Origin of the sequence: uncultured Methylobacterium sp. (assembly GCF_964244095.1) — a bacterium.
Taxonomy (GTDB): Bacteria; Pseudomonadota; Alphaproteobacteria; order Rhizobiales; family Beijerinckiaceae; genus Methylobacterium.
This window is the reverse complement of sequence record NZ_CAXTHR010000011.1, coordinates 1-19302: the sequence shown is the minus strand read 5'-3', so window position 1 is coordinate 19302 and position 19302 is coordinate 1. Positions and strand designations below refer to the sequence as shown.

Below are 19302 nucleotides of genomic sequence, written 5' to 3'. Positions count from 1 at the left end.
GCGATCAAGCCCGGACTGCGGCGAGCAGCGCCAGGAGGGCCGCGATCTCGGAGACCTGCTGGCACGCGCCGATCACGTCGCCGGTCTGGCCGCCGATCTTTTCGCGGGCGATCCGCGTGACGGCGAGCGAGGCCAGCGCCGCGAGCAGCACCATCCCCGCAACCCCGGAGAACGGCAGGCCGAAGGGGAGGGCAAGGATCGCGACGACCAGGCCGAGGCCGATCGCGACCCCCGTCGTCGCCCGGCTCGGGCGGCCGACTGCGGCCGAGAGCCCGCCGGGCCGCGCGGGCGGGAGCATCACCATCGGCGCGAGCGCGGCCACCCGCGAGAGCACGGCGGCGAGCACCAGCCCGACCGCGGCGCCGGCGCCGGTGCGGTCGAGCAGCGTCGCGAGGGCGCCGATCCGCAACGCAAGCGCCAGCACGAGCGCGACGCCGCCATAGGCGCCGATCCGGCTGTCGCGCATGATCTCCAGCCGGCGCTCCGGCGACGCGCCGCCGCCGAAGCCGTCGGCGACGTCGGCGAGGCCGTCCTCGTGCAGGGCGCCGGTCGTCAGGACGCCGAGGGCGACCGCCAGCGTCGCCGCGACGAACGGCCCCAGCCCGATCCGCCAGCCGGCGAGCAGCACCAGCGCCGGCGGCAGCGCCAGGATCAGCCCGGCGACGGGCAGCATCCGCGGCAGGCGGCCGAAGTCCGGCAGCGCGTGCGGATCGGGCTCGCCGGGGAGCGCCGGCACCGGCAGGCGCGAGTAGAAGCGCAGGCACGCGCCGAGGTCGTGCACGAGAGCGCGTCCCGGCCAGTCGGCCTCGCCGCCCAACGGTTCGCGCATCATCGCCCAGCCTTCACCCGTGCCCGCGCCCAGACTATAGCTCGCCGGGGAACGGCGCCCGCCTCCGGTGGGCCTCCGCCCACACGATTCCTTCGGACGCCCCGCAGACGATGACCGACCAGAACCCGTTCGCGGACATCCGCCGCCTGATCGAGACCATGCCCGGCCCGGACCGGGAGGCGGCGGCGGCCATCGCCGCCCGCGAGGCGCGCCTGACCAAGCCCGCAGGCGCGCTCGGGCGGCTGGAACACCTCGTCGCATGGCTCGGCGCGTGGCAGGGCAGGGCCGTGCCGACGCTCGACCGGCCGCTGGTCTGCGTCTTCGCCGGCAGCCACGGCGTCACGAAGCACGGCGTCTCGGCCTATCCCGACGCGGTCAACCGGCAGATGCTCGACACCTTCGCGGCAGGCGGCGCTGCGATCAACCAGATCTGCGCCGCCTACGGCCTCGGGTTCAAGGTGTTCGACCTCGCCATCGACCTGCCGACCGGCGACATCACGCAAGGGCCGGCGCTGGACGAGAAGGCGACCGTCGCGACGATGGCCTTCGGCATGGAGGCGGTCGCCGCCGGCACCGACTGCGTCGGCATCGGCGAGATGGGCATCGGCAACACCACGATCGCCGCGGCGCTCTACGCCGCCCTGTTCGGCGGCGGAGCGGCGCACTGGGTCGGGCGCGGCACCGGCCTCGACGAGGCCGGCATCGCGCGCAAGGCCGCCGCGGTGGAGGCGGCGCTGGCGCACCACGCCGGCCACCTCGACGATCCCCTCGACGTGCTGCGGCGGCTCGGCGGCCGCGAGGTCGCGGCGATGGCCGGCGCGATCCTCGCCGCCCGCCTCCAGCGGGTGCCGGTGGTGCTCGACGGCTACGTCGCCACCGCCGCCGCGGCCGTGCTGCACGCGATCGAGCCCCGGGCCCTCGACCATTGCCTCGCCGGTCACGTCTCGGCGGAAGGCGCCCATGCCGAGGTGCTGGAGCGGCTCGGCCTCGTGCCGCTGCTGGCGCTCGGGATGCGGCTCGGCGAGGGTTCGGGCGCGGGCATGGCGATCGGGCTGCTGAAGGGGGCGCTCGCCTGCCACCGCGACATGGCGACCTTCGAGCAGGCCGGCGTCTCGGGCCGGGCGGAATAAGGTTCGCCCTCGACCATCGCTGCCGCGACGCGGTCGCGGGCCCGGAGGACCCGACCCGGGGCACGCGCCACGACCGGGGCTACGGGTGCGGCACCCGTCCCGACCGCAGCGCCCGGCCGGCGTCGGCGCAGCGCCTCAATCGGCGCCCTGCACGATCATCCCGTACCATCCGAGACCTTCGTAGGTCTCGTAGCCGGGCGTGCGGTGGAAGGCGGTGACGGTCCCGGTATTCGGGTTGCGCTCGACGCCGCTGACGCGGCTCTTCGGATCGACGATCAGCGTCTCGGAAAGCAGGCCCCGGTCGTCCGAGGCCGCCAGGACGCGCCGGTTCGCATCGACGAGCAGGACCCGCGTGCGCGCGCGGTCCGGCGGCGAGACGCGCACGCCCGCAACGATCGCCCGCGCCTGCGGCTGCCAGTCGAAATGGATCGCGAGGACGCCGCGGGCCGGGCCGTCCGCCCGTCCGCCCTCGCGGATGCTGGCGCAATAGGTGGCCACCTGCGCGCCGCCGAGACGCTCCTCCCGCCGCACGTTGGCCGAGACGTAGTCGTCCCCGCTGCGCAGGGCGGCGGCTTCCCGGAACCACGCCTCGTCGGCCACGCTCCGCCCCTGCACGCCGGGATAGCGGTCCGGCCTGCCGGTCGCCAGCACGCGGCCGTCGTTGTCGCACAGCCAGAGGTCGAGATAGACCGTGTAGGCGGACAGGATGACGCCGAGCCGTTCGCTGGCGTAGGCGGCGGCGGCGGCGTCCGGCTCGGCCGCGCAGGCCACCACCGCTGCATCCGTCGCCCACCAGCGCACGTCGCAGGTCCGCTCGTAGAGGTTGCGGTCGATGAGTTCGATGGCGTTCAGCGCGAGGTCGACCAGCCGTTCGTCCTGGGCGTGCACGGCCATCGCGTTGACGGCGCGATGGAGCTCGCCGACCCGGCCGGAGAGCTGCGTCTCGAGCTCGCCGGCGAGGTTCTCGACCTCCGCCCCGATCGCGCGGACCTCCTGCGCCACGACCGAGAACCCACGCCCCTGCTCTCCGGCGCGGGCGGCCTCGATCAGCGCGTTGAGGGCGAGGATCTTGGTTTGCGCGGTGATCTGCTGGATGCGGCCGATCTTCTCGTGCGCGATCCGGCTCACCCCCGCCGTCAGCGCCGAGATCGCCGACAGGCTCGGCGCCGCCTCCGCTGTGAGCGCCTGCGACGAACCCGCGATCTTCAGAGTGGCGCTCATGCGATTGGGCTCGGGCCAGAGAGAACAGATAAGCACCTGAACTGGAAGAATAAGGTGAAAGATCTCTTAATTGGCGGCCCCATCCAATCGCGCGAAAGACCAGGATGAACGCGATCTCGAAACCTGCGCCGCCCAGCATCGCGGTGGCGAGGCAGGCGTGCGAGGCCGGGGGCGAGCCCGGTGCGGATGCTCCCATCCGTCCGCCCATCGCGGAAAACCTGCTTCGGCCGGCGCAGGGGCGGCCGAGGCCCCGCCCGACGCAGCCGGGACGGAGCCCTTCGGCTGGATCGCGCCCCGGCGCGGGGCGTTCTCCCGCGTGCCGCTTGACGGCGCAACGATCTGCCTCCTCAATAGGCGGAAGAACACGTCCCGGAGGACGCGCATGCCGGATACGGCGCATGGCCGGGCTCGCGCCGCCCCCCCGGAGCGGTCGGCGCCGCGCCCGATGATCTCGCGCCGCGCCGCCCTGTTCGGCGGCTTCTGCCTGTGCTGCCTGCCGCGGCCGGCCGTCTCGGCCGAGGCTTTCGCGATGGCGGAGGTCGGACCCGGCATCTTCATGCGCCGCGGTGCGAACGTCGAGGCGACGCCGGACAACGACGACGCCATCGCCAATATCGGCTTCATCGTCGGGAGGGACGGCGTGCTGGTCACGGAGTCTGGCGGCAGCCTCGCCGACGGGCAATGGCTGCGCGCCGAGATCGTGAAGCTCACCGACAGGCCGATCCGGCACGTGGTCATCACCCACGTCCACCCCGACCATTGCTTCGGCGCCGCCGCCTTCCTGGCCGACGCGCCCAACGTCATCGGGCATGCGCGACTGCGCGGGGCGCTCGACGCGCGCGGCGACTACTACCGGCAGCGGTTGGTCGACATCCTCGGCGCCGACAAGGCCGGGACGGTGGTCTATCCGACGCAGGAGGTGAGGGACGGCGCCGAGATCGATCTCGGCGACCGGACCCTCCGCTTCACCGCGCACGCGACCGCGCACACCGCCTGCGACCTCTCGATGACCGACAGCGCCAGCGGCCTGCTGTTCACCGGCGACCTGCTCTCGGTCGGCCGCATCCCGTCGATCGACGGCAACCTGAACGGCTGGCTGGCGGAGGCGGACAAGCTCGGGGCCTCCGGCGCGACCCGGGCGGTGCCGGGCCACGGCCCGGTCGTCGTCGACCTCGCGCCCGCCCTCGACGCCCTCACCCGCTACCTGACGGTCCTGCGCGACGAGACCCGCGAGGCCATCGCCGCGGACCGGTCGATCGAGAAGGCGGTCGCGACCGTCGCGCAGTCCGAGCGCGACAGGTGGGACCTGTTCGACAGCTACAACGGCCGCAACGTCACCGAGGCGTACAGGGAACTCGAGTGGGAATAGGGCCGGACGGGACTTATGTCTCAACCCACAGGAGGTACGCCATGAAGCTCACCCTTTCGTCCGGTCTCGGCCTGATGCTGTCGGCCGCGATCCTGTCCGGCCCCGCCCACGCCGCCGGCGCCTCGGACAGCGATGCCGAGCGCGACGCCCGCTGGCAGGAGATCGCCAGGTCGATGTTCGGCGACCGCAGGATCGTGCCGACCGACAGCCTGATCAGGATCGACGCGCCGGCCCGCGCCATGGACGCGGCGTTGGTGCCGATCACCCTGACCATGCCCGAGAAGGACAGGATCAAGGCGGTGCACTTCGTCATCGACGACAACCCGTCGCCCTATGCCGCGCACGTCGTGTTCGGGCCTGCCGCCGACCGGGGCGAACTCAAGCTCCGGGTGCGGGTGAACAACTACACCAACGTCCACGCGGTCGCCGAGACCGAGGATGGCAGTCTCTACGAGGCGACGCGGTTCGTGAAGGCGTCGGGCGGCTGCTCGGCCCCGATGGGGATGAGCGACGAGGAGGCGATGAAGGGCATGGGCGACATGCGGATGAAGTTCTCGGGCGAGGCGCAGGCGGGCAAGCCCGTGGAGGCGACGCTGATGATCCGCCACCCGAACTTCTCCGGCATGCAGATGAACCAGGTCAGCCGCGAATACACGCCGGCGCGCTACATCGACAGGCTCGTGGTGACGTCCGGCGACAAGACCGTCTTCACCCTGGACGGCGACATCTCGATCTCGTCGAATCCGGTGATCAATTTCAGTCTCTTCCCGGAGGCGGGCAAGCCGATCAAGGTGGCGGCATCGGACAGCCAGGGCGGTCGCTGGGAGCACAGCTTCACCGCGCCGAGCCCGAGCCACTGATGCGCGGGCTCGCCCGCCGCCCGCTGCGCGGCGGCGCGGCGCTCGCGGCCGCGGGCCTGCTCGCGGCCGCCGCGCCCGCCGACTCGCCTCTGAACGTGCCGGAGCCGGACGGCCTGCACGAGGGCGTCCAGCAGGGCTACACGCCCAAGACCCTGCGCGGCGCCGTCGTCCTCGACGTCGCCGGCCTCGACGTGCTGATGGCGAAGGCGCCCGTGCTGATCGATGTGGCGCCCGCGGACCGCAAGCCGGCGGGCTTCCCGGCCGGCCGGCCGTGGCTCCCGGCCCATCGCTCGATACCCGGCGCCGCGTGGATGCCGGATGCCGGCGCCGCACCCCTGGAATCCGCCCGCGAGGCGCTGTTCCTGAACCGCGTCGCGGCGCTGACCGGCGGCGACAAGGCCAAGCCCGTCGTCACCTTCTGCCGCCCCGATTGCTGGGGAAGCTGGAACGCGGCCAAGCGCCTCGTGCTCCAGGGCTACACCGGCGTGCACTGGTTCCCGGACGGGATCGAGGGCTGGCAGGAGCAGCACGACACCGCCGTGGTCCGCCAGGATTCGGCCTGGGCGGTAAAGCCGGCCGGCGAGGGTGAACGGTAGCGCGCGTCGGTTCCGTGGTCGTGCTCGGACCCCGTCATCGGTTCCGCCGCGATGGCGCGGAACAGAAATGCGTTTCGCTCTCTCGTGCGTTGTATGACGGGAGGCACGGCCGGCAACCGCTCGGCCTGCGCCCAGCCATGGCCCGTTCGCGACGGGCCGCGTAGGAACGGAGTTCGAGGCCATGTCGCAGGTCATGCAGTCGCGACGCGTGATGGCGGTAGATCTCGCCAAGCGGAAGGCTGAGGGGCGCAAGATCATCGCGCTCACCGCCTATCACGCCCACACCGCGCGCATCCTCGACCCCTACTGCGACTTCATTCTCGTGGGCGATTCCCTCGGCATGGTGATGCACGGCATGGAATCGACCCTGCCGGTCACCCTGGAGATGATGATCCTCCAGGCCCAGGCCGTGATCCGGGGCACGTCGCAAGCCCTCGTCGTCGTCGACATGCCCTTCGGCTCCTACGAGGCGTCGCGCGAGCAGGCGTTCCTGAACGCCGCCCGGGTGCTCAAGGAGACCGGTGCCGGGGCGATCAAGCTGGAGGGCGGCGCGCGCTTTGCCGAGACGGTCGCGTTCCTGGCCCAGCGCGGCGTCCCGGTGATGGGCCATATCGGGCTGACGCCGCAATCGGTGAACACGATGGGCGGCTTCCGGGTGCAGGGCCGCGGCCCGGACGGCGAGCGCATCCTGATGGAGGATGCCCGCGCGATCAGCGAGGCCGGCGCCTTCGCGATCGTGCTCGAGGGCATCGTCGAGCCGGTGGCCCACGCCATCGCGACCTCGCCCCTGGTCACCGCGCCGACCATCGGCATCGGCGCGTCGGCGGCCTGCGACGGCCAGATCCTGGTGCTGGAGGACATGCTCGGCCTGAGCGACGGGGCACCGAAGTTCGTCAAGAGCTTCGGGTCCTTGCGCGCCCACATCGAGGCGGCGGTCCGCACCTACGCCGAGGAGGTGCGCGCGGGCCGCTTTCCGACCGCCGACCACACCTACGCGCCGCGCTGAGGCGGTGCCGCCCGGAATGGCGGCTTGCGTATTGCTTACCGAGTGATCGACCTTGACCGTTCGCGCGTTGATCTTCGAGACGACCGGAGACCGCATGGACACGCGCTGCATCGCCCTGAACAACGAAGCCGTCCGGATCGGAGCGGAGCGTCTGCTCAGCCACCTCCGGAGCGAGGGTCTCAGCTACGACCTGTGGGTGACCGGTACGTCGGCCGGCAGCACGGTGCACATGCGCGTCACCGGCCTCACGGACCGTCTCGGCCACCGGATCGGTGCCGTGCTGGTCGGGACGGCGACGACCCTCGACCTCGCGGACCGGATCCGCGAACGGGCCTGACCGGCCGCGCGGCCCCGTCGGTCCGGGTCGCCGTCGCAGGCCGCGCGTGCCAAGCCGGACCATGTCGGCCCGCGGCGCGAGCAACCTGGCTTCAGCCCCGCCGTTGCCCGCCGCCCTTGTACTTCGGGCGCTGGCCGCCGAGCCCCTGCGTCGAGCGCGGCTTGGGCCGCTCCTGCCAGTGCGGAGGAGCGGCGCCGACCGGCAGTTCGCGATCCGTGCCGGGGCCCATATTGTCGAGGGTCGGCTTCGCGATGCGGGTGCCGGAGCCGCCGCGCGGGGCCTTGCGCCCGTAGGTGCCGGCCTCGCGCGCGACGTCGCCCTGGCGGGCCATGGGATCGTCGGAGATCAGCAGTTCGGTCGCCTGGAGGCGCTTGAGTTCGTCGCGCAGGCGCGCGGCCTCCTCGAAATCGAGGTCGGCGGCTGCGTTGCGCATCCGCTTCTCCAGGTCGGCCATCACCGCTTTGAGGTTGTGGCCGACGGTGATCTCCCGGGACACGCCGGTATCGACCTGGACGTGGTCGCGCTCGAACACGCTGGCGAGGATGTCGCTGATCCCGCGCTTCACGCTCTGGGGCGTGATGCCGTGCTCGGCGTTGTAGGCGAGCTGCTTCTGGCGCCGCCGCTCGGTCTCGGCCATCGCCCGTTCCATCGAGCCGGTGACGCGGTCGGCGTAGAGGATGCAGCGGGCGTCGGCGTTGCGCGCCGCGCGCCCGATCGTCTGCACGAGCGAGGTCTCCGAGCGCAGGAAGCCCTCCTTGTCGGCGTCGAGGATGGCGACGAGCGCGCATTCCGGGATGTCGAGGCCTTCCCGCAGGAGGTTGATGCCGATGAGCACATCGAAGGCGCCGAGCCGCAGGTCGCGGATGATCTCGATGCGCTCCAGCGTGTCGATGTCCGAGTGCATGTAGCGCACCCGGACCGAGTTCTCGTGCAGGTACTCGGTCAGGTCCTCGGCCATACGCTTGGTCAGGGTGGTGACGAGCGTCCGGTAGCCGGCCTGCGCCACCTCGCGGACTTCGCCGAGCAGGTCGTCGACCTGCGAGCGGGCCGGGCGGATCTCGATCACCGGGTCGACGAGGCCGGTGGGGCGGATCACCTGTTCGGCGAAGACCCCGCCGGTCCGCTCCATCTCCCACTTGCCCGGCGTCGCCGAGACGTTGACCGTCTGCGGGCGCATCGCGTCCCATTCCTCGAAGCGGAGCGGGCGGTTGTCGAGGCAGGAGGGCAGGCGGAAGCCGTACTCGGCCAGCGTCGCCTTGCGGCGGAAGTCGCCGCGGTACATCCCGCCGATCTGCGGCACGGTGACGTGGCTCTCGTCGGTGAACACCAGCGCGTTGTCGGGCAGGTACTCGAACAGGGTCGGCGGCGGCTCGCCGGGTTTCCTGCCGGTGAGATACCGGGAGTAGTTCTCGATGCCGTTGCAGGCTCCCGTCGCCTCGATCATCTCGATGTCGAAGGTGCAGCGTTGTTCGATCCGCTGCGCCTCGATCAGCCGACCCATCTTCGTCAACTCCTCGATGCGGCCGTTGAGCTCGTTCTTGATGCCGCGGATCGCCTGCTGCAGCGTCGGGCGCGGCGTGACGTAGTGCGAGTTGGCGTAGACCTTCACGAATTTCAGCTCGTTGATCTTCTTCCCCGTCAGGGGATCGAACTCGACGATGCCCTCGACCTCGTCCCCGAACAGGCCGATGCGCCAGCCGCGATCCTCCAGGTGAGCCGGCCACAGCTCGATCACGTCGCCGCGCACGCGGAAGGTGCCGCGGGCGAAGTCCGACTGGATGCGCTTGTACTGGAGCGCCACGAGGTCGGCCACGAGCTGGCGCTGCTCGATGCGCTCCCCGAGCGTCACCGTGAACGACATCGCCGTGTAGGTCTCGACCGAGCCGATGCCGTAGATGCACGACACCGAGGCGACGATGATGACGTCGTCGCGCTCCAAGAGCGCGCGAGTCGCCGAATGGCGCATCCGGTCGATCTGCTCGTTGATCGAGGATTCCTTCTCGATGAAGGTGTCGGAGCGCGGGACGTAGGCCTCCGGCTGATAGTAGTCGTAGTATGAGACGAAATATTCGACCGCGTTGTCGGGAAAGAAGCTCTTGAACTCCCCGTAGAGCTGCGCCGCCAGCGTCTTGTTCGGCGCCAGGATCAGGGCGGGGCGCTGCGTCTCCTCGATGATCTTGGCCATCGTGAAGGTCTTGCCCGAGCCGGTGACGCCGAGGAGCACCTGGTCGCGCTCTGCGGCGCGAACACCCTTCACGAGTTCGGCGATGGCGGTTGGCTGGTCGCCGGCCGGCGTGAACTCGGATTCGAGCCGGAACGGCACGCCGCCCTCGGACTTCGCCGGCCGCTCCGGCCGGTGCGGCACCCAGGTCTGCCCGTCCTTGAACAGCGGGTTGCCGCCTTCGAGCAGGCGCTGCAGGGCATCGACGGTGGCGGAGACGCCGTCGGACGCGAGCGAGGTCTGATCCGCCTCGCCCTCCGGCGCCGGCGCGTCCTCGGGCGGGGTGAGGCCGAGCGCCTGGGCGAGGCCGGGATCGACCTCGGCACCGGGGGCAACGGTGAAGCCGCGCTGCGGCGCCTCGCCGAAGCCGGACGCTTCGTGCGCCTCGGGCGGTCTCGCTTGCTTGCCGGCGTGCTGGTTGTCGCGTTTCTTGGCCGGCTTGCGCTGTCCGGGCCTCGGCAGTTCTGCGGGCCGCTCCACCTGGACCGGCCGCGCACGCGCCAGCGCCGGGCTCAGGAGTTGCGCAAGGAACGGATCGAGGGGCTGCACGTCGGGCCGGTCGGCCTTCCCGGACGCGTGCCGGGGCTTCTTGGGTATCGCCATGAGGTAAATATGGCGCCTGCTGCGCCGCGACGGAAGAGCCTTCCGGGCGGCGGGGCGTTCCGGCAGAGCGTGCGCAGAGGGCCGGTCCGAGGAAAGCGTCCATCCGGCGGGGATTCTCGCACGCGGACGTTTTAAGACCGCGTGCGCGGAGCGTCCGCCCCAATGCCGCCGGGTTGAATGGCGACACGCACGGCACGGTCCCTGCGCCGGCCGGACCGCTGGAACGCTTGCGGATGATGAACTTCGTTCTGGGGACGGTGGCCGGCGGGTTGATCGCCTGCATCGCGACGATCGCGGCGGCCCGTCACCCCGAAGTGCAGAGCCGGCTCGGCCTGATTCCCGCGGTCCCGTCGACCCTGATGGCCGCACCGCTGCGGCCGGAGCCGGCCTGCCCGCCGCCGGCGGCGTCCGCGCCGAGCGTGGGCACCCAGGAGATGCTGTTCTCGAAACGGCGCTTCTGGTCGGTGGCCCCTTGAAACGTTTCCCGTGGTCTTCGGATCACGGAGATGCCTCCAACGTCTTAGTCACGGCTTGAGAAATCTGCCCGAGTGGGCATACAGCGCCGAAGGCGCAACCGGGGTCGATGCCTGAGCCTGACAGGATGAGCCCATCCTGTGTTCCTGCGAGGCCGATCGGAATCACCGTCGATGCAGGTCTACCTTCACGGAAATTGCCAAGCCAGTGCCATCGGGTGGCTCCTGGCGGAAGCCAGGCCCGATCTCACCCTCAAGAGCCGCGAGGTCCACACCTTCGATCTCGCCTCGCCCGCCGCGCGCGAGGAGTATCGCGCGGATATCGAGAGCGCCGATCTCATCCTGACGCAGCCGATCTCGGACGGCTATCGCCACGTCGACGACCTGTCCCTGAGTCGGATCTTGGCCACCAAGCGCCCCGAGACCCGCGTTCTCGTGTTCCCATCGATTTATTTTCGCGGGTACACCCTTCAGTCGTTTGCACTGAACATGCCTGGTCACATCATGGACTACCATGACGTTCACGTGGCCGACATGTATCGCCTCGGCCTGTCGGCCGAGGAATGCCACGAGCGCATCAGTGCATCCGACTTCTTCAGCAGGACATTCGTGCTCGACGAGGTTCTGGCGGGCTTGCGTGAGCTCATTCGTCGCGAACAAGCTTGTCGCGCTGACGCGCGCGTCAGTCCCATCCTCGCGGCCGACCTCGATCGGGAGCTTCTGTTCCACACGTTCAACCATCCCGGCCGGCGTGTCCTGGCGAGCGTCACCCGCGACCTCATGCGGGCCGCCGGGGAGGCGATAGAGCTTCAGGAGGACGGCGTTTCACCCCTGAACAACATCCGGATCATGCCCTACGCGTCCGCCGCGCATCATCTCGGATTGGACGAGATGGCGCTGCCCGAACTCGGTCAGATGGTCAGGCTGCACGTGGCCGAGACGCTGCTCGCCTACGTGCAGGCCGCCTACGAAAGCTATCACGCGGTGGGACGCGAGGCGGTCTCGGCCGCCTTGGAGCGCCACCCCGAGGCCGCGGGCTATCTGCTGCGCTATCGCGGAGCTCCTCCCGGTCAGACGGCGGGGTTCAGCCCGACGTCCCATGTTCTGGGCCTGTTCCACCTTCTGCTCGATCGCCATCCAACCCGGCCCGAAGTCCAGTACTGGACCCAGGCCCTGGCACGGATTGGCCCGACTGAGGTTCTGGGTCAATTCCTGCGCTCGGACGAGCACCAGGACCGCCTACGACGTACCGGGCGCCAGAACGCCTGAGGGGTCGAGTCCGTCGGATCGATCGCTAAACGAGCGCCGTGTCCGACCCTCGGCGCCCCGTGGCACGAGGCCCAATCGAGCGGGACCCCTCCTTTCGACCCAGAGCATTTCCCAGCGAGGTGGATGCTGACTCGCGTGGGGACCGTACATCTAGAGCGCAGTCCGACGAAGTGGGTACCGGTTCGTCGCAAGAATGCGCGTCAAAACAGGAACTTAGAGCCGTGCCCGATCCAACGTGATCGGGCACGGCTCTAAGCCGGATGGTCGGTGATGCGGGTGAGGACGTCGCGCAGGTACGCTAGAGCATTTTCCATGATCCCTGGATCACGGAGAATGCTCTAAGTCTCCGTGTGGTCGCATTTTCTTCACGCGAGCCGGTATCCATCTCGCTGGAAGATGCTCTAGCCGCAAGCGGGGAGAGGGGACGCGCGCCTCATCCGGGCGCGTCGGAAGATGGGGGCATCCGCCAGCCCTCGGAGAGGGCGCCGGCCGGCGCCGCACGAGGCCCGGCCGCCGACGCATGGGACGAGCCGCCACGATGGGCGGAACGCTCCCCGATCACGCCCTCCCCACCGCGGCGAGCGCGAAGCCGTAGATCAGCGCCACCTCTTCCAGGCGGTCGAAGCGGCCGGCGGCGCCGCCGTGGCCGGCCTCCATGTTGGTGCGCAGGAGAACCGGGCCGCCGCCGGTCATGGTCGCGCGCAGCCGCGCCACCCATTTGGCCGGTTCCCAGTAGGTCACCCGCGGGTCGGTCAGCCCGCCGAGCGCCAGGATCGCCGGATAGGTCTTGGCCGCGACGTTGTCGTAGGGAGAATACGACAGGATCGTCCGGAAGGCGGCCTCGCTCTCGGCCGGGTTGCCCCATTCGGGCCATTCCGGCGGGGTCAGCGGCAGGTCGGCATCGAGCATGGTGTTGAGCACGTCGACGAACGGCACGTCGGCGACGATGCCGGCAAACAGCTCCGGCGCGAGGTTGGCCACCGCCCCCATCAGCATCCCGCCGGCGCTGCCGCCATGCGCGACGATCTTTTTCTCCGACGTATATCGGGCATCGATCAGCGCACGGGCGCAGGCGACGAAATCCGAAAAGGTGTTGGGCTTGTTCGCGCGCTTGCCGTCGAGGTACCAGCGCCAGCCCTTCTCGGTGCCGCCGCGGACATGGGCGATGGCGTAGACGAAGCCGCGGTCGACGAGGCTGAGCAGGTTGGTGCGGAACGCCGCCGGCATCAGCGTGCCGTAGGCGCCGTAGCCGTAGAGCAGCAGCGGCGCCGACCCGTCGAGTTCGAGGCCGCGCCGGTGCAGCAGCGAGATCGGCACGCGCGCGCCGTCTGGCGCCGTCGCGAACAGGCGGCGGGTGACGTAGGCTTCCGGCGCGTGCCCGCTCGGAACGGTCTGGCGCTTGCGCAAGGTGCGGGCACGGGTGGCGCAATCGTAGTCCCAGGTCTCGGCCGGCGTCGTCATCGAGGAATAGGCGAAGCGGATCGTCGCGGTCTCGAATTCGTGACCCGGCTGGAGGCCGAGCGCATACGCCTCCTCGGCAAACGCCACCGCGTGCTCCGCGCCGTCTGCGAGGTCGCGCACGATGATCCGCGGCCGCGCGTTCTCGATCTCCAGGCGGATCAGGTGAGCCTCGAGCAGGTGCAGGTGGCGGATCATCGTGCCGGCGCGGTGGGGCACGAGGTCGCTCCAGTGCGCCTGCGCCGGGCTCGCCACCGGCGCGGTGACGACCTTGAAGTCCTCGGCGCCGTCGGCATTGGTCAGAACGTAGAGCGCGTCGCCGCGATGCTCGACCGAGTAGATCAGCAGTGGGGTACGGGGCTGCACCACGCGCGGCGGCGTGCCCTCGCCCGCATGGCGGTCGAGAAGGTGCACCTCCGAGGTCTCGTGGTCGCTCGCGGTGATCGTCAGGTAGGCGCCGGACTGCGTCTGCCCGAGATGCACGAAGAACCCGGAATCGCGCTCGGCGTAGACGGTCACGTCCTCGGACTGCGCGGTGCCGAGGCGATGGCGCATCACCCGGGCCGGCCGGTGGTTGGCATCGACCGCGACGTACCAGAACCCGGCGCCGTCGGCCGACCACACCGCCTCGCCGGAGGTCGCCTCGACGCGGTCGTCGAGATCGGTGCCGGCGGCGAGGTCGCGGACCCGGAGGGTGTGGAGTTCCGAGCCCTTGGTGTCGGAGCCCCAGGCGAGGCGCCGGTGGTCGTCGGACTGGACGGCGCTCGCGATCTCGAAGAACGGCAGGCCCTCGCCCTCCCGGTCGCCGTCGATCAGGATCTCCTCGGCCGACGCGTCGTCGCCCGCGGCCGAGGGCCGGCGGCAGACCAGGGGATGCTGGCCGCCCTCGCGGTGGCGGGTGTAGTAGGCGAAGGCGCCGTCCGGCGCCGGCACGCCGCTGTCGTCCTCGCGGATGCGCCCGCGCATCTCCCTCACCAGCGTGTCGCGGAGGGCGGCGGCGCCCGCGAGGACCGCTTCCGCATGCACGTTCTCGGCCCGGAGATGGGCGGCGATGTCGGCGGGCAGGGCGGCCGGGTCCTTCAGGACCTCCTGCCAGTTCCCGGCCTTCAGCCACGCGTACTCGTCCGTGATCGTCCGCCCGTGGATCTCGTAGACGTGCGGCCGTCGGGCGGCGGCGGGCGCGCCGGGTGCGTGCGGGAGTTGAGCCGTGTCGGACGCCATCGCAGAAAATCCCGTGGAGAACCCTGGACCTGCGCATGTGCCGCGCGGCCCGGCCCGGGGCAAGCCGCCGCGGCAACCGCGCCGCACCGGCGGCGCGGCCACGGCAGGTGGCGCCATCGCCGGCCGGGCAATCTCAGGTGCGTCTTTCACGCCTGAGGAGACATCGGTTTCGGGCCATTGCGGCAAGCTGAAATATCTTGCACGTCAGTTGACGCGCCGTATCCGATCGGTGCGACGCGGTCTTGCGAGCGGTTTCCGAATATCCTAATGAGATGTCGCGGCCGGAGGGGCCGCGACATTCCACACAGCACTTACGGGCAGATGCATCGGTCCTGCGGGAAAACCCGCACGACACATCGTCGAACCGGGACCGAACTCCCCCGGCCGCCGGAAAAGGTCGACGGCCAAGCGTCCAGAGGACATCACGGACCATGATCGAAACAAACACCACGGTCGATTACGTGGAACTCGCCGCCGACATCGTCTCGGCCTATGTCAGCAACAATCCCGTCCCTCCGGGAGAGCTGGCCCAGCTCATCGGGCGCGTTCACGCGTCGTTGATCCAGGTCGCCGGCGGCCGGGTCGAGGCCGCGGCGCCGGCGGGCCCGCCGGTGCCGGCCGTGCCGATCAGGAAGTCGGTCACCGCCGACCACATCATCTGCCTGGAGGACGGCCGGACCTTCAAGTCGCTCAAGCGCCACCTGCGCGCGAAGTACGACATGAGCCCCGAGCAGTACCGCGCCAAGTGGGGCCTGCCGTCGGAATATCCGATGGTGGCGCCGAACTACGCCAAGGCCCGCTCCGACCTCGCCAAGGCGATCGGCCTCGGCCAGACCCGCTCCGGCAACTACGACGAAGCCGCCTGAGCGCGAGGCCGCCGTCCGCGCCCGGGGGTCCGCCCCGGCCGCGGACACCGCGCCCGGCCCCCGTCCCGGAACCGGACCTGCGACAATACGCTGGCGATGCGTCCCTCCGAGATCCCGGCCGACGACCTCGACGCAGCCAACGCCGCCCGCGCGCAATGGGGCCGCGCGCTCGGCCGCCGACAGCGGCGCGCTGGTCGAGCGGCTCGCGGGCATGAGCTGCCTCGCAGGCATGGGCTACGACGTGCGCGGCAAGTCCGAGGACGCGATCGCCGCGGTGCTCAGGCATCCCCCGCGTAAAGGTCCGGCCACGGAGGCAGGTGCGTGACGCTCCACAGCGCATCCTTCGTCAAGTCTTGATATAGGATGATTTTCCAGTTCCTGATGTTCCGTGAGGGCCAGCAAAGGCCGTTCGCGTTAGGAACAAAACATGAACAAAGATCCCACGGCCACGCGCTCCGGGCCGGTGACGGCGATCCGCGCCGAGGCGCCGATCGGGCGCGCCGGCGAACGGCTGCTCGCCGCACTCGCGCCGGACGGCGCCTACGCCTTCCGCGACCCGCTGGACGGCGAGGTCCTGATCGTGCGCGGCGGCGGCGGCGGGGTCTCGCTCGGCGGCGGACGCTTCCCGGGCACCGCCGGCGAGCGCCTCGTTTCCGCCGACCTCGCGTCCCGCGCGCCGGGCCCGCGCGGCTGCCTCACCCTGGCGCCCGCCGGGCGGGCCCGGCTGCGGCGGGCGCAGGGGCCGGCCGACGAGCCGTTCCGCGCGCAGCACCTCGACCTGATCGCGGAGGGCGAAGGGGTCGAACGGCGCCTGCGCGACGCCGCCGAGAGCCCGATCGCCTGGATGGTTCGGCGGCGCGGGCGCGACGGCGCGCCGCTCCTCGACCGGGCCTCGTTCGAGGCCGGCGAGCGCCTGCGCCGCGACATCGCCACCGCGATGCTGCTGCCGCGGATGGGCATCGACTGGAGCGCGGCGCGGGTCGACGGCTCAGGGCCCCGCGATGCCGCGTCCGCCTCGGACACGACGCTCGCCGCCCGCGAGCGGGTGCACCGGGCGCTTGAGGCGGTCGGCAACGACCTCTCGGGGCTGCTGATCGACCTGTGCGGCCACGTGAAGGGCCTGGAACGGATCGAGGTCGAGCGCCGCTGGCCCGCACGCTCCGCCAAGGTCGTGGCCCGCATCGCGCTCGGGCGACTGGCGGAGCATTACGGCCTGCAGCGCGAGGCCACGGGGCCCGACCACGCGCGGATGCGCCTGTGGCGCGACCGGGTGTGAGGGCGCGCGGCTTCGGTGCCGGCCGGTCACGCCGCCAGGCGGACCGCGTCGCGGTGGATGCGGTCGGCCATCGCGCGGACGCCGTTGGACCGCTGCGGGGTGAGGTGTTCGCCCAGGCCCAGTTCGGTGTAGAGCGCGAAGGCGTCGGTCTCGGCGGCCTCGCGCGGGGTCTTGCCGTGGAACAGGGCGATCATCAGTGCGACGAGCCCGCGCACGATGTGGGCGTCGCTGTCGCCGCGCAGCCGCAGCCGCGGCACGTCGCCGGACCGGTCGACGCCGAGGTCGATCCAGACTTGGCTGGCGCAGCCGAGCACCTTGTTGGCCTCGCTGTGGAGTTCCGCGTCGGCGGGCGGGAGGGTGCGGCCGAGTTCGATCAGGTAGCGGTAGCGTTCCTCCCAGTCGTCGATGAAGGCGAAGTTCTCGACGATGGTGGCGATCGGAGGCAGCATGCTCGGCCGGACGTCTGACGGGTTGCGCGGGTCCCATCGATATAGGTCGCCGCCGTCCGTGAAGCGAATCGCCGCCCGCGCTCAGGCCGGCCCGCTCACGCGCGCCTCCGGCAGTTGCAGGCGGAGCGGGTCGTCCGTGGCGGCCGTGCCGGTGACGGCGATCTCGGCCTGGGCGGCGTAGGCCGCGATCAGCCGCGGCCCGAGCTTGGGGATGTTCGCGCGGCCGGATTCCGCCCCGTCGCCCGCCCCCGAGACGATGGTCAGGCGCACCGGCGCGCCGGCCGGCGCGTCGATGTCGATGGCGATCGCGCAGGCGACGCTCTCGGCGGTGGCGTCGAGGCATTCGGCGACGATCTCGGCGACGATCATGCCGAGCGCGTTGGCAGTGCGCGGCTCGACGAGGCCGGTGCCGATGCCGCCGAGATGGACGCCGATGCGGCCGGTCCGGCGCAACTGGCCCAGGCCGGAGGCGAGGCGGTGCAGGTAGTCGCGCAGATCGATCGAGGCGATGTGCGGCGCCTCGTGCAGGTGCTGCTGCACCAGGGCGATCGCCCGCACCCGCTGGCCGAGCGCCTCGAAGCTGCCGCGGCACGGCTCGGGCGCCGCCCGGCCGTAGAGGCCGATCAGGCTGACCATCACCTGAAGGTTGTTGCGCACCCGGTGGTAGACCTCCGCGAGCAGGGTCTCCTTCTCGGCGAGCGCGCGCTCGATATGCTCCTCGGCGTGCTTGCGGTCGGTGATGTCGAAGCAGGAGCCGAGATAGCCGCGGAAATCGCCACCCTCGCTCAACGGCCGGGCGGTGTCGAGGAGCCAGCGGTAGGCGCCGTCGTGGCGGCGCAGGCGGAACTCCACGGTGAAGGGCTCGCGGGCCAGGAACGCGTCGGCGACGATGCGGGCGTGGCGGTCGAAGTCGTCCGGGTGCAGGCCGCTGCGCCAGCCGGCGCTTAGCTCTTCCTCCAGGGCGCGACCGGTGAACCGGAGCCAGGATTTGTTGTGGTGGACGGCCCGTCCCTGCGCGTCCGAGCGCCACATCATCAGGGGTACGTCGTCGGCGAACCGCCGGAACGCCTCGCTGAGCCCGGGCGGGACCGGCACGTCGTCTTGAGCACCCGCACCGGCCGGTGGTGACTCCCCGCTCATGCTGCTCCCGATCCGCGCCTATCCCGACCCGATGTCCGTTCGGGGTGCGCCGGTCAACGTATCGGGCGTAGGGCCGTTCCGATGCGCGATGAGGACGTGCCGCGTCCTTGTGCGCACGGCATGGGTTGCCGGCCAAGTGCCGCGGGCGGCGTCCGGCGCGAGGGCTGCCGCACCGGGTCGCCGATACGGGCTCCGATCCCGCATCAGCGCGGGTCGGGCGGCCCCTCGCCCTTGCCGACGAAGGGGATGCCCTCGATCGGGCATTCCTCGGTGCCGACGCTCTGGCGGGTTATGGCGCGCACTGCGTCCCGCGTCCCGTCGGGGTCCTCGATCCAGCGGCGGTAGAAGTCGTAGGGGCATTCCGACATCCCGTGCCGGTTCTCCTTGGAGTTGATCATGCCGGTGTAGCCGCGGTGCAGCAGCTTGAAGAGGTGGTTCTCGGACTGCCCGTGCGCGCGCGCATCCCGGATCAGGAACTTCGACAGGGCGGCGTACTGGATGCCCATCTCCTCCTCGCCGCACTCGCCGAGCGTGCGCCCGTCGAAGCCGATGATCGCCGAGTGGCCGAAGTAGCTGTAGACGCCGTCGAAGCCGGCGGCGTTCGAGACCGCGACGTAGGTGTTGTTGGCAAACGCCATCGCCTTCGACATCAGGATCTGCTGCTCCTTCGCCGGGTACATGTAGCCCTGGCATCGGATGATGAGTTCGGCCCCGCGCATCGCGCAGTCGCGCCAGATCTCGGGATAGTTGCCGTCGTCGCAGATGATGAGGCTGATCTTGAGGCCCTTCGGCCCGTCGGAGACGTAGGTGCAATCGCCCGGATACCAGCCCTCGATCGGCGTCCAGGGCATGATCTTGCGGTACTTCTGCACGATCTCGCCCTGGTCGTTCATCAGGATCAGGGTGTTGTAGGGCGCTTTGTGCGGGTGCTCCTCGTGGCGCTCGCCGGTGAGCGAGAACACGCCCCAGACCTTCGCC

17 protein-coding genes are annotated in these 19302 nt (G+C 70.9%); 10 read left to right on the top strand and 7 right to left on the bottom strand.

What is annotated here, in order from left to right:
• Positions 1-4: 4 nt before the first annotated feature.
• The gene (gene cobS / locus ACFE86_RS03400) at positions 5-829 is read right to left on the bottom strand and encodes an adenosylcobinamide-GDP ribazoletransferase (protein ID WP_375453926.1); all 825 of its coding nucleotides are present in this window, start codon (positions 827-829) and stop codon (positions 5-7) included.
• 110 nt (positions 830-939) lie between these two features.
• On the opposite strand from cobS, the gene cobT reads away from it, so the two are divergent.
• A complete protein-coding gene (cobT, locus tag ACFE86_RS03395) occupies positions 940-1959 on the top strand; it encodes a nicotinate-nucleotide--dimethylbenzimidazole phosphoribosyltransferase (protein WP_375453925.1) in 1020 nt (339 codons plus the stop codon).
• A gap of 135 nt (positions 1960-2094) precedes the next feature.
• Here cobT and ACFE86_RS03390 read toward each other — a convergent pair whose 3' ends face one another.
• Complete coding sequence (locus ACFE86_RS03390; RefSeq protein WP_375453924.1) at positions 2095-3180, bottom strand: methyl-accepting chemotaxis protein; 1086 nt, start codon at positions 3178-3180, stop codon at positions 2095-2097.
• A 445-nt stretch (positions 3181-3625) separates the two neighbouring features.
• Between ACFE86_RS03390 and ACFE86_RS03385 the strand changes: the two genes are divergently transcribed.
• The 5 genes from ACFE86_RS03385 to ACFE86_RS03365 all read left to right on the top strand — a co-directional run bounded on the left by ACFE86_RS03385 (position 3626) and on the right by ACFE86_RS03365 (position 7348).
• Positions 3626-4549, top strand: coding sequence for a quinoprotein relay system zinc metallohydrolase 2 (locus ACFE86_RS03385; protein WP_375453923.1), 924 nt, complete (start codon positions 3626-3628; stop codon positions 4547-4549).
• 41 nt (positions 4550-4590) lie between these two features.
• Positions 4591-5409 (top strand): quinoprotein dehydrogenase-associated SoxYZ-like carrier, encoded by an 819-nt coding sequence (locus ACFE86_RS03380; protein WP_375453922.1) that lies wholly within the window; start codon positions 4591-4593, stop codon positions 5407-5409.
• Positions 5409-6005, top strand: a complete 597-nt coding sequence (locus ACFE86_RS03375) for a rhodanese-like domain-containing protein (protein WP_375453921.1) — start codon at positions 5409-5411, stop codon at positions 6003-6005. Before ACFE86_RS03380 ends, ACFE86_RS03375 begins: the two co-directional genes overlap by 1 nt.
• A gap of 181 nt (positions 6006-6186) precedes the next feature.
• Positions 6187-7011, top strand: coding sequence for a 3-methyl-2-oxobutanoate hydroxymethyltransferase (gene panB, locus ACFE86_RS03370; RefSeq protein WP_375453920.1), 825 nt, complete (start codon positions 6187-6189; stop codon positions 7009-7011).
• 94 nt (positions 7012-7105) lie between these two features.
• Positions 7106-7348 (top strand): hypothetical protein, encoded by a 243-nt coding sequence (locus ACFE86_RS03365; RefSeq protein WP_375453919.1) that lies wholly within the window; start codon positions 7106-7108, stop codon positions 7346-7348.
• Between the two features lie 91 nt (positions 7349-7439).
• Here ACFE86_RS03365 and uvrB read toward each other — a convergent pair whose 3' ends face one another.
• Positions 7440-10172: an excinuclease ABC subunit UvrB gene (uvrB, locus tag ACFE86_RS03360; RefSeq protein ID WP_375453918.1), complete on the bottom strand. Its 2733-nt coding sequence runs from the start codon at positions 10170-10172 to the stop codon at positions 7440-7442.
• A gap of 233 nt (positions 10173-10405) precedes the next feature.
• On the opposite strand from uvrB, the gene ACFE86_RS03355 reads away from it, so the two are divergent.
• Positions 10406-10648, top strand: coding sequence for a hypothetical protein (locus ACFE86_RS03355; protein WP_375453956.1), 243 nt, complete (start codon positions 10406-10408; stop codon positions 10646-10648).
• Between the two features lie 171 nt (positions 10649-10819).
• Complete coding sequence (locus ACFE86_RS03350) at positions 10820-11914, top strand: WcbI family polysaccharide biosynthesis putative acetyltransferase (RefSeq protein ID WP_375453917.1); 1095 nt, start codon at positions 10820-10822, stop codon at positions 11912-11914.
• Positions 11915-12472: 558 nt separating this feature from the next.
• On the opposite strand, the gene ACFE86_RS03345 is transcribed toward ACFE86_RS03350, so the two are convergent.
• Positions 12473-14593, bottom strand: coding sequence for a S9 family peptidase (locus tag ACFE86_RS03345; RefSeq protein WP_375453916.1), 2121 nt, complete (start codon positions 14591-14593; stop codon positions 12473-12475).
• 431 nt (positions 14594-15024) lie between these two features.
• On the opposite strand from ACFE86_RS03345, the gene ACFE86_RS03340 reads away from it, so the two are divergent.
• Complete coding sequence (locus tag ACFE86_RS03340) at positions 15025-15459, top strand: MucR family transcriptional regulator (protein WP_375453915.1); 435 nt, start codon at positions 15025-15027, stop codon at positions 15457-15459.
• A 427-nt stretch (positions 15460-15886) separates the two neighbouring features.
• Positions 15887-16735: a DUF6456 domain-containing protein gene (locus ACFE86_RS03335; RefSeq protein ID WP_375453914.1), complete on the top strand. Its 849-nt coding sequence runs from the start codon at positions 15887-15889 to the stop codon at positions 16733-16735.
• Positions 16736-16761: 26 nt separating this feature from the next.
• On the opposite strand, the gene ACFE86_RS03330 is transcribed toward ACFE86_RS03335, so the two are convergent.
• The 3 genes from ACFE86_RS03330 to ACFE86_RS03320 form a co-directional block, all read right to left on the bottom strand.
• Positions 16762-17184, bottom strand: coding sequence for a SufE family protein (locus ACFE86_RS03330; RefSeq protein WP_375453913.1), 423 nt, complete (start codon positions 17182-17184; stop codon positions 16762-16764).
• Positions 17185-17265: 81 nt separating this feature from the next.
• Positions 17266-18324 (bottom strand): sensor histidine kinase, encoded by a 1059-nt coding sequence (locus ACFE86_RS03325; protein ID WP_375453912.1) that lies wholly within the window; start codon positions 18322-18324, stop codon positions 17266-17268.
• Between the two features lie 203 nt (positions 18325-18527).
• Positions 18528-19302 (bottom strand): aliphatic amidase (locus tag ACFE86_RS03320; RefSeq protein WP_375453911.1); only part of this gene is annotated, 775 nt, incomplete at its 5' end.

Bases quoted from the DNA above. Each gene is read 5' to 3' on its own strand.
- cobS (WP_375453926.1), bottom strand. From the start codon at position 829: ATGCGCGAACCGTTGGGCGGCGAGGCCGACTGGCCGGGACGCGCTCTC.
- cobT (WP_375453925.1), top strand. From the start codon at position 940: ATGACCGACCAGAACCCGTTCGCGGACATCCGCCGCCTGATCGAGACC.
- ACFE86_RS03390 (WP_375453924.1), bottom strand. From the start codon at position 3,180: ATGAGCGCCACTCTGAAGATCGCGGGTTCGTCGCAGGCGCTCACAGCG.
- ACFE86_RS03385 (WP_375453923.1), top strand. From the start codon at position 3,626: ATGATCTCGCGCCGCGCCGCCCTGTTCGGCGGCTTCTGCCTGTGCTGC.
- ACFE86_RS03380 (WP_375453922.1), top strand. From the start codon at position 4,591: ATGAAGCTCACCCTTTCGTCCGGTCTCGGCCTGATGCTGTCGGCCGCG.
- ACFE86_RS03375 (WP_375453921.1), top strand. From the start codon at position 5,409: ATGCGCGGGCTCGCCCGCCGCCCGCTGCGCGGCGGCGCGGCGCTCGCG.
- panB (WP_375453920.1), top strand. From the start codon at position 6,187: ATGTCGCAGGTCATGCAGTCGCGACGCGTGATGGCGGTAGATCTCGCC.
- ACFE86_RS03365 (WP_375453919.1), top strand. From the start codon at position 7,106: ATGGACACGCGCTGCATCGCCCTGAACAACGAAGCCGTCCGGATCGGA.
- uvrB (WP_375453918.1), bottom strand. From the start codon at position 10,172: ATGGCGATACCCAAGAAGCCCCGGCACGCGTCCGGGAAGGCCGACCGG.
- ACFE86_RS03355 (WP_375453956.1), top strand. From the start codon at position 10,406: ATGATGAACTTCGTTCTGGGGACGGTGGCCGGCGGGTTGATCGCCTGC.
- ACFE86_RS03350 (WP_375453917.1), top strand. From the start codon at position 10,820: ATGCAGGTCTACCTTCACGGAAATTGCCAAGCCAGTGCCATCGGGTGG.
- ACFE86_RS03345 (WP_375453916.1), bottom strand. From the start codon at position 14,593: ATGGCGTCCGACACGGCTCAACTCCCGCACGCACCCGGCGCGCCCGCC.
- ACFE86_RS03340 (WP_375453915.1), top strand. From the start codon at position 15,025: ATGATCGAAACAAACACCACGGTCGATTACGTGGAACTCGCCGCCGAC.
- ACFE86_RS03335 (WP_375453914.1), top strand. From the start codon at position 15,887: ATGAACAAAGATCCCACGGCCACGCGCTCCGGGCCGGTGACGGCGATC.
- ACFE86_RS03330 (WP_375453913.1), bottom strand. From the start codon at position 17,184: ATGCTGCCTCCGATCGCCACCATCGTCGAGAACTTCGCCTTCATCGAC.
- ACFE86_RS03325 (WP_375453912.1), bottom strand. From the start codon at position 18,324: ATGAGCGGGGAGTCACCACCGGCCGGTGCGGGTGCTCAAGACGACGTG.